Here is a 13,792-nt window from a genome sequence, read left to right as displayed (position 1 = left end):
CATCCATTTGATTCGCATCAGCCCCCATGCCTGACTCCCTCACGTGAAAAATTTCTCTCCGAATCCTGAGCTTGCGACAAACATCGCGATAGCAGGTAATTCAACGTCTTGAAGTAAGAATTGCGCTTATTTTTCGTGTGAAAAATCCATAGCCCCAGTGATTAACGCTGGCCAAATGCCGCCTCAGATGGGAACCTTTACCGCCACGGAGACGTCCATCCCCCTGCAACCCGCTTCGGTTGGGGGGCTAGTGTCATCAGCTTTTTCGGGCCCGACGGGGTTCGGCTCATGGCCTGATCGCAGCCTGCGGCTGCCTCACGCTGCTACTCGCGAACACACCCACCGCCGCCAACCAAGGTCGGCAATAAAAGAAGTGTGCTCGCCGACAACACAAGGAGTCCGCCTGTGGCTAAACGCTACGGAAAAGGGCTGTTGGGATGGGCCGCCGTGCTCGTCATCCTGGCCCTGCTGATCCACTGGATCGGTATCGACACGATCGCGCGTTATCGCGACGATCTTGGGTTCTACCTGCAAGCGCACCTGGTCCTGGTGCTGGCTTCGATGGCGGCGGCGCTGGCCGTGGGCATCCCTACCGGCATTGCGCTGAGTCGACCGCACCGGGTCGACAAAGCCGAGCGCTTCATGCAGTTCTTCAACGTTGGCAACACCATCCCCCCCCTGGCCGTTCTGGCCATCGCCCTGAGTATCCTGGGCATCGGCGCCGGGCCTGCGATCTTCGCGCTGTTCCTCGCCTCTCTCCTGCCTATCGTGCGCAACACCTACGAGGGCCTGAAAAACGTGCCCGCCTCGCTCAAGGAAGCCGCCACCGGCATCGGCATGACCCCACGCCAACAACTCTGGCAGGTGGAACTGCCCAACGCCGTGCCGATCATCGTCGGTGGCGTGCGTGTGGCCCTGGCGCTGAACGTCGGCACCGCACCGCTGGCGTTCCTGATCGGCGCCAACAGCCTGGGCAGCCTGATCTTTCCCGGCATCGCCCTGAACAACCAGCCACAACTGCTGCTCGGTGCCGCCTGCACCGCCTTGCTGGCGCTGGTGCTGGACGCTGCGGTGAGTTTCTCCAGCAAGCGCTGGCTGGAACGTGGCCTGGCTGGATAACACGAGGGAACCCATGACCAAGAGAATCGCCTTGCTGCTGGGCGCGGCCCTGTTGTTTGCAGGATTTGCCCAGGCAGCGGAAAAACCACTGATCCGCATCGGCGCGCGGGTGTTCACCGAACAGACCGTACTTGCCGAAATTACCGCGCAGTACCTGCGCGCCAATGGCTTCGACGTACGTGTCACCTCCGGCCTGGGCAGCAGCATCGCACGCCAGGCCCAGGAAACCGGCCAGCTCGACCTAATGTGGGAATACACCGGCGTGTCGCTGGTCTCGTACAACCACATCGACGAGCGCATGCCCAGTGCCGAAGCCACCTACGCCAAGGTCAAGGAACTGGACGCGAAGAAGGACCTGATCTGGCTGACCCCATCGAAGTTCAGCAACACCTACGCCCTGGGCTTGCCCAAGCAGGTGGCCGAGGCTTATCCACAGGTCAACACGATCAGCGATCTCAACCAGGTGCTGCGTGACGAAAGCCAGCGCAAGCACCTGGTGGCGCTGGACACCGAGTTCGCCAACCGTCCGGACGGGCTGGTCGGCCTCAAGGCGATGTACGACTTGCAAGTGGGCCGCGCCAACATCCGCCAGATGGATGCCGGGCTGGTCTACACCGCCATGCACAACAACCAGGTGTTCGCGGGCCTCGTGTACACCACCGACGGCCGCCTGAGCGCGTTCAACCTCAAGCTGCTGGAAGACGACAAGCACTACTTCCCCGACTACACCGCCGCCCCGGTGGTGCGCAAACAGGTGCTCGACGCCAACCCGAAACTGGCCGGCCTGCTCAAGCCGCTGGCCGAGCGACTGGATGACGAAACCATGCGCCAGCTCAATGCCAAGGTCGACGTCGAGCATCAGAGCCCGACCACGGTGGCCGCCGCCTTCCTGCGTGAGCACCCACTGCAAAGCGAGGTACAGCCATGAGCCTGCTCGACACATTCGCCCACCTCGATTGGGCCCAGGTGCTGCAGCTGACCTGGCAACACATCATGCTGGTTGGCATCGCCGTGGGCCTGGCGATCATCGTCGGCGTGCCGCTGGGTATCCTGATGACGCGCTTCCCGGCCGTCGCCGGCCCGCTGCAGGCCAGTGCCACAGTGCTGCTGACCATCCCGTCGATCGCCCTGTTCGGCCTGCTGCTGCCGTTCTACTCGAAGTTCGGCCAAGGCCTCGGGCCGCTGCCGGCGATCACCGCGGTGTTCCTCTATTCGCTGCTACCGATCCTGCGCAACACCTACCTGGCGCTGACCAACGTCGAGCCCGGCATCCGTGAAGCAGCGCGGGGCATCGGCATGACCTTCGGCCAGCGCCTGCGCATGGTCGAGCTGCCGATCGCGGTGCCGGTGATTCTCGCCGGCGTGCGCACCGCCGTGGTGATGAACATCGGCGTCATGACCATCGCCGCCAGCATCGGCGCTGGCGGCCTGGGCGTGCTCATCCTCACCTCCATCAGCCGCAGCGACATGTCGATGCTGCTGGTCGGTGCCGTTTTGGTCAGCCTGCTGGCGATCATCGCCGACCTGCTCCTGCAAACCCTGCAACGTGCCCTGACTCCAGAAGGACTGCGCTCATGATCGAACTCAAGAACCTCAGCAAAACCTTCACCGTCAACGGCAAGGACGTCAAAGCCGTCGACGCGGTCAGCCTTACCGTCAACGAAGGCGAAATCTGCGTGTTCCTCGGCCCTTCGGGCTGCGGCAAGAGCACCACGCTGAAGATGATCAACCGCCTGATCACGCCCACTTCCGGCCAGGTGTTCATCAATGGCGAAGACACCAGCGCGCTGGACGAAGTCACCCTGCGCCGGCACATCGGCTACGTGATCCAGCAGATTGGCCTGTTCCCCAACATGACCATCGAAGAGAACATCACCGTGGTCCCGCGTCTGCTCGGCTGGGACAAGCAGAAGTGCCACGAGCGCGCCCGCGAGCTGATGCACATGATCAAGCTCGAACCCAAGCAGTACCTGCAGCGCTACCCCCGCGAGCTGTCCGGTGGCCAGCAGCAGCGCATCGGCGTGATCCGGGCGCTGGCCGCAGAAGCGCCGGTGCTGCTGATGGACGAGCCGTTCGGCGCGGTCGACCCGATCAACCGCGAGATGATCCAGAACGAGTTCTTCGAGATGCAGCGGGCGCTGAACAAGACCGTGATCATGGTCAGCCATGACATCGACGAGGCGATCAAGCTGGGTGACAAGATCGCCATCTTCCGCGCTGGCAAGCTGCTGCAGCTGGACCATCCGGATACCTTGCTGGCGCACCCGGTGGATGACTTCGTGAGCAACTTCGTCGGCCAGGACAGCACGCTCAAGCGCCTGTTGCTGGTACGTGCCGAGGATGCAGCGGACAACGCGCCTTCGGTAAGCCCGCAGACGCCGGTGAGCGATGCGCTGGAGCTGCTCGATGAACACGACCGCCGCTACGTGGTGGTGACCGACGGGCAGAACAAGGCGCTGGGGTATGTGTGCCGGCGTGACATGCACCGCCAGCAAGGCACCTGTGGCGACTTCCTGCGGCCGTTCAATGCCACGGCGTCGCATGACGAGCACCTGCGCATCCTGTTGTCGCGGATGTACGAATTTAACCGGGCGTGGTTGCCGGTGCTGGATGCCGAGCAGGTGTTCCTGGGTGAGGTGACGCAGGAGTCGATTGCGGCTTACCTGAGCTCGGGGCGCTCGCGTGGGGCGAAGACCAGCATTGTTTCGCCGGCCGAGGCGGTGGCTTCGTAATCGCTGGGGGCGCTTGGCGCCCCTTTCGCGACACAAGGCCGCTCCTACAGGAAATCGCGTTCCTCTGTAGGAGCGGCCTTGTGTCGCGAAAGGGCCGCATAGCGGCCCCGGCGATCTTGGCTCAGAACCCTACACTGGCCTGCACATAGAAGGTCCGCGGCTCACCCACATAGATGCCGGCATTGTTGTCACTGGAGCGGGTGAAGTACTGCTTGTCGAACAGGTTCTTCACCCCCGCCGCCAGCTTCAGGTTGGACATCTGCGGCCCGAACGCGTATCCACCACGGGCATGCCAGGTCACATACCCCGGAATATCACCATACTGCCCATCGGCACTCGGCTCGGTGATGTAGTCGCCGTTGAAGCTGCCATCGGCATTGATCCCGGTCCCCGGCGCACGCTGCTTGGACTGGGCGTAGGCATCCAGATTCCAGGTCCAGCGGTTGATCGCATAGCGCACCCCGGCAGTGGCCACCTGACGTGAATAGAACGGCAGGTCACGGCCCTTGAAACCGGGAATATCCCCTTCATAGGTCGCGCGGGTATAGGTGTAGCCACCGCTCACCGACAGGCCCTCCAGACGCGGGTCCAACCCGGCCAGGTCATAGCGCACCGACGCCTCGATACCCTGGTGCTTGGTCGCCCCAAGGTTGGTCCATCCCACGTCGTTGCTGATGTACTGCAGTTCGTCGTCGAAGTCGATGTAGAACGCAGTCAGCTCACCGGCGAAGCCGCCGTTGTCATAACGGGTCCCCAACTCGTAGGTCTTGGCTTTTTCCGGCTCCAGGCCGTTGGCCGTGCTGTTGCCGGTGCCGCCCTGGCCCAGCTGGAAGTACTGCAGGCTGCCGAACGAGGTCTCGTAGTTGGCGAACACTTTCCACGCATCGGAGATGTGGTACATCACGCTCAGCGCCGGCAATGGCTCGTTGCTGGTGATGCTGCGGTTCCTTTCCGCTACCGGCTGGCCGTTGGCACCGAGCACCGGGCGGTCGCGCCAGTCGGTATTGATGTGCTCGAAGCGGATGCCAGGGGTAATGGTCCAGTTGCCGACATCGATCTTGTCATCGATATAGTAGGCACTGGCTTCGGTGCCACCGCTGCGGTCCTGGAACACGTGACCGTCGGAGGTCGGCGTGGGCGTCGGCACATTGTCGATCAGCGCCAGGCGGGTCGACTGCTCGCGCATGGCTTCTTTAAGGTAGCGATAGCCGACACTGACTTCCTGGGTGGTAGGGCCGGCGAAGAAGATCCGCGACACCCGTGGCTCGATGGCGAAGGTGTGGTAGTTGCGCGGGTAAGACGACAGGGTCTTCATGTCACGAGCGGCGATGGCGCTGCCACGGAAGCTGTCGGTGTAGTAGGTCAGCACTTCGAACTGGGTGGCATCGTCGAGCTGGCGCTGCCACTTGAACGACACGTCCTTGCGCCGGCCGGCGAAGTAATCGTAGTCGCGCAGCGACTGATACGGGTTGCTGTCGTACTGGGCCTGGGTCAGACCACCGGGCATGTCGGCACGGCCATCGTAGTAGTGGAAGTTGAGCCAGAACTCGTCGACGTCGGTCGGTGCCCAGTGGGTCTTGAGGATGACGTCGTCGATGTCGTTGCCGTTGTTGCTTTCCCGATAGCCGTTGCCGTTCACACCGGTATAGAGCAAAGCCACACCCATGCCATTGTCGGCGGTGCCGCCAACGAACGCCGACTCGGTGTGCTTCCAACCGCCATGCTGAGAGGTTTCCAACGTGGTGGACAGTTCAGCCGAGGCCTTTTCGGGAATCGCCCGGGTCACGAAGTTGATCACCCCACCGACGTTCTGCGGGCCATAACGAACAGAACCCGCACCGCGTACCACGTCGATGCTGTCGAGGTTGCCCGAGGAGATCGGTGCCATCGACAGCTGCGGCTGGCCATAGGGCGCAAAGGCTGCCGGAATGCCGTCGATCAGTACGGTCGAGCGCGGCGACAGGCGCGAGGTCAGGCCACGCACACCCACGTTCAGCGAAAGGTCACTGCCACCGGTGCCGTTGCTGTCCTGCACCTGCACCCCCGGGATGCCGCGCAGCACGTCACGCACGTTCATCGCGCCCTTCTCTTCCATCGCCTCGCGGCGAACCACGGTACGGGCGCCAGGGTGGTTCTGCACCACGGCCTGGTCGGCATCACCCAGCCAGTCACCGACCACCTTCACATCGGTAGGCGCCAGCTCCAGGCTGCCGGTGGTGAGCGTGCCGGCAGCCAGAGCCGGTTTCACCACTACCGTGTCTTCGGACTTCTCGTAGGTCAGGCCGCTACCCTGCAGCAGTTGCTGCAGGGCCTGCTCGGGCGCCAGGTTGCCGGACACCGCCGGGGCCTGCTTGCCGGCTACCAGTTCGGGGCTGAAGAACAGCTGCAGGTCAGTCTGCTGGCCCAACTGGCTCAGCGCCGAGGCCAACGGCTGCGCCTGGATCTGGATTGTGCGCTCGGCCTGTTCGGCCTGAACGTTCACGGTCACGGCGCTGACCGCCAAGGCCAGCGCCAGAGCGCTCAGGCGTGGAAACGGTTTGTTGTTGTTCACGTCGTCGAAACATCCTGAAGAAGGAATAAACGCCAACCGCGTGCGAATGTAAATGCTTGGCAGTTGCAGCTGGCGGGGAAGACGAACGAGCGGAAAAAAACCTGAATCTATTTCGCGATTATTTCGCGAGAGCCGTCTTCATGGGCCTTGACCGCCACCGGCAGGATGCTCGGCAAGGCGCGCAGCAGCGCGTCCGTGTCATCGGTGCTGAAGGTGCTGGAGAGGCGCAACTGGGCGACCTTGCCAGGTGCCACGCGCAGCGGTTGGGCACGGTAGCGCGATACTTCGGCCACGACCTCGGCGAGGGTAGCGTTGTCGAACACCAGCTTGCCCTGGCGCCAGGCGGTCAGTGCGCTGGCGTTGACTGCATAAGGAGCGGCGACCTTGCCGTGCGTGTCGATGTGGGAACCTTGGCCAGCACTCAGTTGCGCCAGCGAGGCATCGCTGCCCTGCACACGCACCGAGCCCTGCTCGACCGCCACCCGGGTAGCGGCCGGGTCCAGGCGCACATCGAAGCGGGTGCCGGTCACGGTCACGCTGCCCTGGGCGGTGTCGACCACGAACGGGCGGCTGCTGTCGTGGGCGACGATGAACATCGCCTCGCCTGCGTTCAACTGGATGTGCCGACGGCCTGGGCTGAAATCGACGCGCAGCTGGGTGGCGCCGTTGAGTTCGAGGTGCGAACCATCGGGCAACTCGACCTGGCGGCGCTCGCCAAAGGCCGTCTGCAGCTGATCCTGGTGATTGAGCTGCTGGTAGTGCCAGCCCGTCCAGCCCAGCCCCAACGCTACCACCGCCACACTCGCCGCCAGCGCCTGGCGCAACAAGCGCCGCTCTGGCAGCTGGCGTACCGGGTCCGGCTCGCACAGCGCTTCGAGGCGCTGGCGCGGGATCAGCTGCGCCGCGCTCCAGACCGTGGCCAGGGCACCGTACTCGGCACGGTGGCTGGGGTCGGCGGCCAGCCAGGCACGTAGCTGCTTGTGCAGCGCGGCGTCGCGCGGCGCGTCCTGCATGCGCACGAACCATGCGGCCGCCTGCTCACGGACGGTCTCGGAACCGTGCTGTTTCATGGGAAAGGTCTCCTGACTCATCGTGCTGACACATCCAGGTGCTCACGCAGATGTCGGAGCGTGCGAATCATATACTTTTCGACCATGTTCTTGGTCAAACCCATGCGCTCGGCAATCTCGGCCTGGCTCAGGCCTTCGAGCTTCTGCCAGATGAACACCCGGCGGCAGTTCAGCGGCAACTCGGCCAACGCCCGCTCGACGCTGTCGGCCAGTTCCAGGGCATGGACGTAGGCTTCCGGATCGTCGCTGGTAGCCACGCCTTCATCGAAGGCCTCCAGCGCCAGGCTCTGGCGCCGGTCTTCGCGACGGAAACCATCCACGGCGATGTTGCGGGCGGTCTGGTGCAGGTAGGCACGGGGCTGCCCGACCTGTTCGCGCGGGTTTTCCAGTACCCGGACAAAGGCATCGTGGGTGAGGTCCTCGGCCTGCTGACGACTGCGCAATTTGCGCGTCCAGGTGCCGATCAGCTCATGGTAGTGGTCGAGGAAGCCTTTGTGTCCGGACACGGTCGGGGTCGTCAGGGAGGCGGATAAGGGTGCGAATAGTAATGTTTCTCATCCATAACGGCAAATCTGCCCGACGGTAACAAAAAATTTATCGTGTTTTTCATGTACGGCAGTGCCAGGAAAATGTGGCCATAAATATGAACACCTGAGGCCTTTTCGCGGGCACGCCCGCTCCCACAGGAATCGCTTGATGCCTGTAAAAAGGGGCTTGCCTGCACAGGGGTCAAAACGCTCCATTCCACAATTTTTTACGCTTGAAACACCCAGGGGAACATCAGGTGGTCATGCGAGTCGGTTATTCATCGGGTAGGGCGCCGTTCCACGACGATCGCCCCCGGATTGCCTGTTGATTCTGCATTCTTCACGCCCTAAAGTGCGCGCCGAACGTCCATGCTGGAAACGATCCATCCGGCTCAAGTACTGAGTAGGCGAACCAAAGTGGGGATACGGAGGACGTTCAGTTTGCAGCCACTTAATCATTCAGTTTGCCCATGGAGTCCCTGAGCATGTCGATCCAGGTCGAAGACTATTTCGCGCGTGACACCTTCCAGAAAATGAAGGCGTTCGCCGACAAGCAGGAAACCCCGTTCGTACTCATCGACACCCAGATGATCAGCCAGGCCTATGACGACCTGCGTGCTGGTTTCGAATTCGCCAAGGTGTACTACGCGGTCAAGGCCAACCCGGCCGTCGAGATCATCGACCTGCTCAAGGAGAAAGGTTCGAGCTTCGACATCGCCTCGATCTACGAGCTGGACAAGGTCATGGGCCGTGGTGTCAGCGCCGACCGCATCAGCTACGGCAACACCATCAAAAAATCCAAGGACATCCGCTACTTCTACGAGAAGGGCGTGCGCCTGTACGCCACCGACTCGGAAGCCGACCTGCGCAACATCGCCAAGGCCGCACCGGGCTCGAAAGTGTACGTGCGTATCCTCACCGAGGGCTCGACCACGGCCGACTGGCCACTGTCGCGCAAATTCGGCTGCCAGACCGACATGGCCATGGACCTGCTGATCCTTGCCCGTGACCTGGGCCTGGTGCCTTACGGCATCTCCTTCCACGTCGGTTCGCAACAGCGCGACATCAGCGTGTGGGACGCGGCCATTGCCAAGGTCAAGGTCATCTTCGAGCGCCTGAAAGAAGAAGACGGCATCGAGCTGAAGCTGATCAACATGGGTGGCGGCTTCCCGGCCAACTACATCACCCGTACCAACAGCCTCGAGACCTACGCCGAAGAGATCATCCGCTTCCTGAAGGAAGACTTCGGTGACGACCTGCCAGAGATCATCCTCGAGCCAGGCCGTTCGCTGATCGCCAACGCCGGTATCCTGGTCAGCGAAGTGGTGCTGGTCGCTCGCAAGTCGCGCACCGCCGTCGAGCGCTGGATCTATACCGACGTGGGCAAGTTCTCCGGCCTGATCGAAACCATGGACGAAGCCATCAAGTTCCCGATCTGGACCGAAAAGAAAGGCGAAGCCGAAGAAGTGGTCATCGCTGGTCCGACCTGCGACAGCGCCGACATCATGTACGAGAACTACAAGTACGGCCTGCCGCTGAACCTGGCCATTGGTGACCGTCTGTACTGGCTGTCGACGGGTGCCTACACCACCAGCTACAGCGCAGTGGAATTCAACGGCTTCCCGCCGCTGAAGGCTTACTACCTGTAATGCAGAACGGGGCCGAAAGGCCCCGTTTTCATTTTGTGCTGTCCTGTGCCCGCGAAGAGGCCGGTACAGGCGAAATCAGGCCTGGCGCCGCTGCAGCTCTTCGGCATAGCTCCCGGCAAAGGCCATCAACATGGGTCCCGCCCCCTGCAAGGTCACCAGGGCACTGCGCAGGAAGTTCTCATTCCCCTCGACTCGCGCCCGCTCCAGCCAGGTCCCGGCCTCGGCCAGCTCACCTCGCTCGATCAGCACCATCGCCAGGCTGAACATCCCGCGAAAATCCCCCGCCTCGGCCGAACGCCGATACCAGCGCACCGCCCGCACCGGGCTCGGCGCCGTGGCGATACCATGCTCCAGGTAACGCCCATACAGGTTCATCGACTTGGCATGGCCCATCTGCGCCGCCTTTTCGTAACAGGTCAGCGCCTGGGCCTGGTTGGCCGGCAGGCCACGCCCGGTGGCCAGCAGGTTGCCCAGGTTGTACAGCCCCCAATCCAGCCCGGCATCGGCCGCCCGTGCATAGTGAATGGCCGACTGTGCCAGGTCCACCTCGCCACCCCAGCCATGCTCCAGGCAACGACCGAGCATGTTGTGCGCCATGGCGCTGCCGCCCTGCGCGGCAATGCCGAACCAGCGCCGGGCAACACCGGCATCCTGCTCGATGCCACGCCCGTCGAGCAGAATCTGCCCGAGCAGCAACTGCGCCTCGACCATGCCCTCCCCCGCTGCCGCCAGGATTGCCTGGGCCGCCTTGCCGGGGCTGTGTTCGAGCATGGCCTGCAGGCCGGCAGCATCCACCACTTCTTCACGACGCAGCTGATAGGACACGGCTCAGACCTCGGCCCAGCGGCGCAGCAGGTTGTGGTAGGTGCCGGTCAGTTGCAGCAAGGACGGGTGGTCCGGCACATCGGCGGTCAGTTGCTGGATGGCATTGTCCATCTCGAACAGCAACGCCCGCTGGCTGTCCTCGCGCACCAGGCTCTGGGTCCAGAAGAACGCCGCGTAGCGCACGCCACGGGTTACCGGGTTGACCTTGTGCAAGCTGGTGCCCGGGTACAGCACAAGGTCGCCGGCCGCCAGCTTCACCTGCTGCACGCCATAGGTGTCCTGTATCACCAGTTCACCGCCGTCGTAGCTGTCCGGTTCGCTGAGGAACAAGGTCGAGGACAGATCGGTGCGCACCCGTTCCGGGCTGCCCTTGGGCTGGCGCAGGGCGTTGTCGATGTGGAACCCGAAGTTGCCGCCTTCGCGGTAGCAGTTGATCAGCGGCGGAAACACCTTGTGCGGCAAGGCCGCCGACATGAAACGCGGGGTCTGCCACAAGCGGTCGATCAGGGCGCTGCCGATTTCCTTGGCCAGCGGGTGCCCTTCCGGCAGTTGCAGGTTGTGCTTGGCTTTAGCCGACTGGTAACCGGCCGTGACCTTGCCATCGGCCCAGTCGGTTTGCGCCAGTGCCTCGCGGATACGGGCCAGTTCATCGGCGTCGAACAACCCTGGGATATGAAGCAGCATGCGGCAGCACCGTCAAGATCTGTAAAGGCTCAATGATATTGATTCCCTTTTACGCAGCACAAGGCCTGACTGTGCCTTAGACGATTCAGTGTCCATAAATCGTAAAGAGAATATGTAAAGATTGTAAATTTATAGCGAATGGTAACGAGTCTCAATTGTGCCTTACAATCCCTTACATTAACATCCGCGGCCTTCACACCTTGGGGAAGGCCTACAACAATGCGTCACGTACCATCTGCAGTGAGTTCACCACGCCTGATCGTCACAGCCATCGGTGTCGCCTTCAGCGCTTGCGGCGCCTATGCCGCCGATCCGGCCGCCAGCACCGCCATCACCCTCGACGCCACCAGCGTCGATGGCAAGGCTGAGCCAGCCAGCACCGATTACAAGGTGGAAAAGGCCTCCTCGCAGAAGTACACCGCCCCGCTGGTAGACACCCCGCGCTCGGTCACCGTGATCCCGCAGCAAGTGATCAAGGACACCAACGCCCTGACCTTGCAGGACGCCCTGCGCACCGTGCCCGGCATCACCTTCGGTGCCGGCGAAGGCGGCAACCCGCAAGGCGACCGGCCGTTCATCCGCGGCTTCGACGCCCAGGGTGACACCTACCTGGACGGCGTGCGTGACACCGGCGCCCAGACCCGCGAAATCTTTGCCATCGAATCGGTCGAAGTGGCCAAGGGCCCGAACTCGGCCGTTGGCGGCCGCGGCGCTGCCGGCGGCACCATCAACCTGGTGAGCAAGCGCGCACACTTGGGCAACTCGCTCGACGGCGCCTGGACCTGGGGCAGCGACCAGACCCAGCGCTACACCTTCGATGGCAACTACCAGTTCAGCGATACCGTTGCCGGCCGCCTGAACCTGATGACCCACGAAAGCAACGTCGCCGGCCGTGACAAGGTCAATTACGACCGCTGGGGTATCGCCCCGTCGCTGGCCTTCGGCCTGGGCACCGCGACCCGCGTCAACCTCGATTACTACCACCTGGAAAGCGACGACCTGCCGGACTCGGGTATTCCGTACAGCATCCCGACCGCTGGCAGCGCCGCGCGTACCTCGGCTCACCCGAGCAAGCCGAACGACGGTGGCGACAGCGACAATTTCTACGGCCTGACCGACCGCGACTTCCGCAAGACCCGTGTCGACATCGCCACCTTCTCCATCGAGCACGACCTGACCGATGCGCTGACCATCAAGAACACCTTCCGTCACGGCAACAGCATGCAGGACTACATCCTGACCCAGCCCGACGACAGCAAGGGCAACGTCAACAACGGCAGCGTCTGGCGACGCGCCAATACCCGTGTTGGCAACACCTCCACGACCACCAACCAGACCGACCTGTTCGGTGAGTTCTACCTGGGTGGCCTGAAGAACAGCTTCTCCACCGGTATCGAGCTGAGCCGTGAAGAAAGCGAGCGTGAAACCTACAACGTCGACACTGACACCATCCCAGGTGGCGCCGCAAACACCAATTGCACCCCGGGCATGATCGGTGCTACCAGCGGCTACAACTGTACTTCGCTGAGCAATCCGAACCCGGATGATCCGTGGAACGGTGCAATCTCGCGCAACTACGCCGGTACCAACACCAAGAGCAACACCAGGGCCATCTACGTGTTCGATACCCTCGAACTGTCGCCACAGTGGCTGCTGAACATGGGCCTGCGCTACGACCACTTCGACACCCAGTACCGTGGCTACAACGCCGACGGCAGTACTGCGGTAAGTTCCAAGGGCATCGTCTCCAAGGGCAAGGACACCAGTGAGTTCGTCACCGGCCAGCTGGGCCTGGTGTGGAAGCCGGCCGACAACGGCAGCATCTACGTGTCCTACGCTACCTCGGCCACCCCGCCAGGCGCCTACCTCGGCGAAGGCATGGAAGGCAACCCGCTGGGCAACACCACCGACCGCAGCGGCAACCTGCTCTCCAGCGACATGGAGCCGGAAGAAACCACCAACTACGAAATCGGTACCAAGTGGGACCTGTTCAACGAGCGCCTGTCCCTGGCTGCGGCACTGTTCCGTACCGAGAAAGAAAACGCGCGCGTGCAGGTGAACACCACCACCTACGAAAACGTTGGCGAAACCCGCGTGCAGGGTATCGAGCTGTCCGCCAGCGGCAAGATCACCGACAAGTGGCAAGTGTTCGCCGGCTACACCTACATGGAAGCGCGCCAGATCGACGGCGGCCCGCTGGGCGCGGCCAACGACGGCAACCAGCTGCCGAACACGCCGAACAACAGCGCCAGCCTGTGGACAACTTATTCCATCACGCCGAAGCTGACCGTCGGTGGCGGTGCGTTCTATGTGGATGACGTGTACGGCAGCGTGGCCAACACCACCATGGTCGACAGCTATGTCCGCTACGACGCCATGGCCGCTTACAAGTTGACCAAGAACGTCGACCTGCAGCTGAACGTGCAGAACCTGACGGACAAGGTGTACTACGACAAGGCCTTCTCCACCCACTTCGCCAACCAGGCGGCCGGGCGGACTGCACTGTTGACCACCAGCGTCCACTTCTGACGAAACACCGCCGAGCCCCGTTCATACCTGTGAGCGGGGCTTTTGCGTATCAAGGCATAATGCCCGCGCTGCGGTCCGCGGCATCAAACAACACAAGGTGATGGAT

At 62.6% G+C, this 13,792-nt stretch carries 11 protein-coding genes; 6 read left to right on the top strand and 5 right to left on the bottom strand.

Annotation, left to right across the window (positions count from 1 at the left end; translation table 11 throughout):
- Positions 1-405 precede the first annotated feature (405 nt).
- The 4 genes from ACTORR_RS19170 to ACTORR_RS19155 are packed head-to-tail and all read left to right on the top strand — an operon-like array spanning position 406 to position 3,851.
- Positions 406-1,119, top strand: coding sequence for an ABC transporter permease (locus ACTORR_RS19170; RefSeq protein WP_313365840.1), 714 nt, complete (start codon positions 406-408; stop codon positions 1,117-1,119).
- A gap of 13 nt (positions 1,120-1,132) precedes the next feature.
- Positions 1,133-2,047 carry a glycine betaine ABC transporter substrate-binding protein gene (locus tag ACTORR_RS19165; protein ID WP_054887587.1) on the top strand — a complete coding sequence of 305 codons (915 nt, stop codon included), beginning with the start codon at positions 1,133-1,135 and terminating at the stop codon, positions 2,045-2,047.
- Positions 2,044-2,697 (top strand): ABC transporter permease, encoded by a 654-nt coding sequence (locus ACTORR_RS19160; protein WP_313365839.1) that lies wholly within the window; start codon positions 2,044-2,046, stop codon positions 2,695-2,697. Before ACTORR_RS19165 ends, ACTORR_RS19160 begins: the two co-directional genes overlap by 4 nt.
- The gene (locus tag ACTORR_RS19155) at positions 2,694-3,851 is read left to right on the top strand and encodes an osmoprotectant ABC transporter ATP-binding protein OsmV (protein ID WP_441343764.1); all 1,158 of its coding nucleotides are present in this window, start codon (positions 2,694-2,696) and stop codon (positions 3,849-3,851) included. Before ACTORR_RS19160 ends, ACTORR_RS19155 begins: the two co-directional genes overlap by 4 nt.
- A gap of 121 nt (positions 3,852-3,972) precedes the next feature.
- Here ACTORR_RS19155 and ACTORR_RS19150 read toward each other — a convergent pair whose 3' ends face one another.
- The 3 genes from ACTORR_RS19150 to ACTORR_RS19140 all read right to left on the bottom strand — a co-directional run bounded on the left by ACTORR_RS19150 (position 3,973) and on the right by ACTORR_RS19140 (position 7,978).
- A complete protein-coding gene (locus ACTORR_RS19150) occupies positions 3,973-6,402 on the bottom strand; it encodes a TonB-dependent siderophore receptor (protein ID WP_313364673.1) in 2,430 nt (809 codons plus the stop codon).
- A gap of 107 nt (positions 6,403-6,509) precedes the next feature.
- Positions 6,510-7,472 (bottom strand): FecR family protein, encoded by a 963-nt coding sequence (locus ACTORR_RS19145; RefSeq protein WP_313364674.1) that lies wholly within the window; start codon positions 7,470-7,472, stop codon positions 6,510-6,512.
- Positions 7,473-7,489: 17 nt separating this feature from the next.
- Complete coding sequence (locus ACTORR_RS19140) at positions 7,490-7,978, bottom strand: RNA polymerase sigma factor (protein ID WP_054887582.1); 489 nt, start codon at positions 7,976-7,978, stop codon at positions 7,490-7,492.
- Between the two features lie 506 nt (positions 7,979-8,484).
- Here ACTORR_RS19140 and ACTORR_RS19135 point away from each other — a divergent pair.
- Positions 8,485-9,648: a type III PLP-dependent enzyme gene (locus ACTORR_RS19135; RefSeq protein ID WP_054887581.1), complete on the top strand. Its 1,164-nt coding sequence runs from the start codon at positions 8,485-8,487 to the stop codon at positions 9,646-9,648.
- A 75-nt stretch (positions 9,649-9,723) separates the two neighbouring features.
- On the opposite strand, the gene ACTORR_RS19130 is transcribed toward ACTORR_RS19135, so the two are convergent.
- Positions 9,724-10,473 (bottom strand): tetratricopeptide repeat protein, encoded by a 750-nt coding sequence (locus ACTORR_RS19130; RefSeq protein ID WP_099814293.1) that lies wholly within the window; start codon positions 10,471-10,473, stop codon positions 9,724-9,726.
- 3 nt (positions 10,474-10,476) lie between these two features.
- Entirely contained in the window at positions 10,477-11,157 is a 681-nt protein-coding gene (locus tag ACTORR_RS19125) for a Fe2+-dependent dioxygenase (RefSeq protein WP_054887579.1), read from the bottom strand.
- A 219-nt stretch (positions 11,158-11,376) separates the two neighbouring features.
- On the opposite strand from ACTORR_RS19125, the gene ACTORR_RS19120 reads away from it, so the two are divergent.
- On the top strand, positions 11,377-13,686 hold the full coding sequence (locus ACTORR_RS19120; RefSeq protein WP_313364675.1) for a TonB-dependent receptor: 2,310 nt from the start codon (positions 11,377-11,379) through the stop codon (positions 13,684-13,686).
- Positions 13,687-13,792 lie beyond the last annotated feature (106 nt).

The sequence above is a fragment of the Pseudomonas sp. SAR267 genome, from assembly GCF_052077595.1.
Taxonomy (GTDB): Bacteria; Pseudomonadota; Gammaproteobacteria; order Pseudomonadales; family Pseudomonadaceae; genus Aquipseudomonas; species Aquipseudomonas vlassakiae.
The sequence above is the reverse complement of the archived record's forward strand: the minus strand, read 5'-3'. Positions and strand labels throughout refer to the sequence as shown.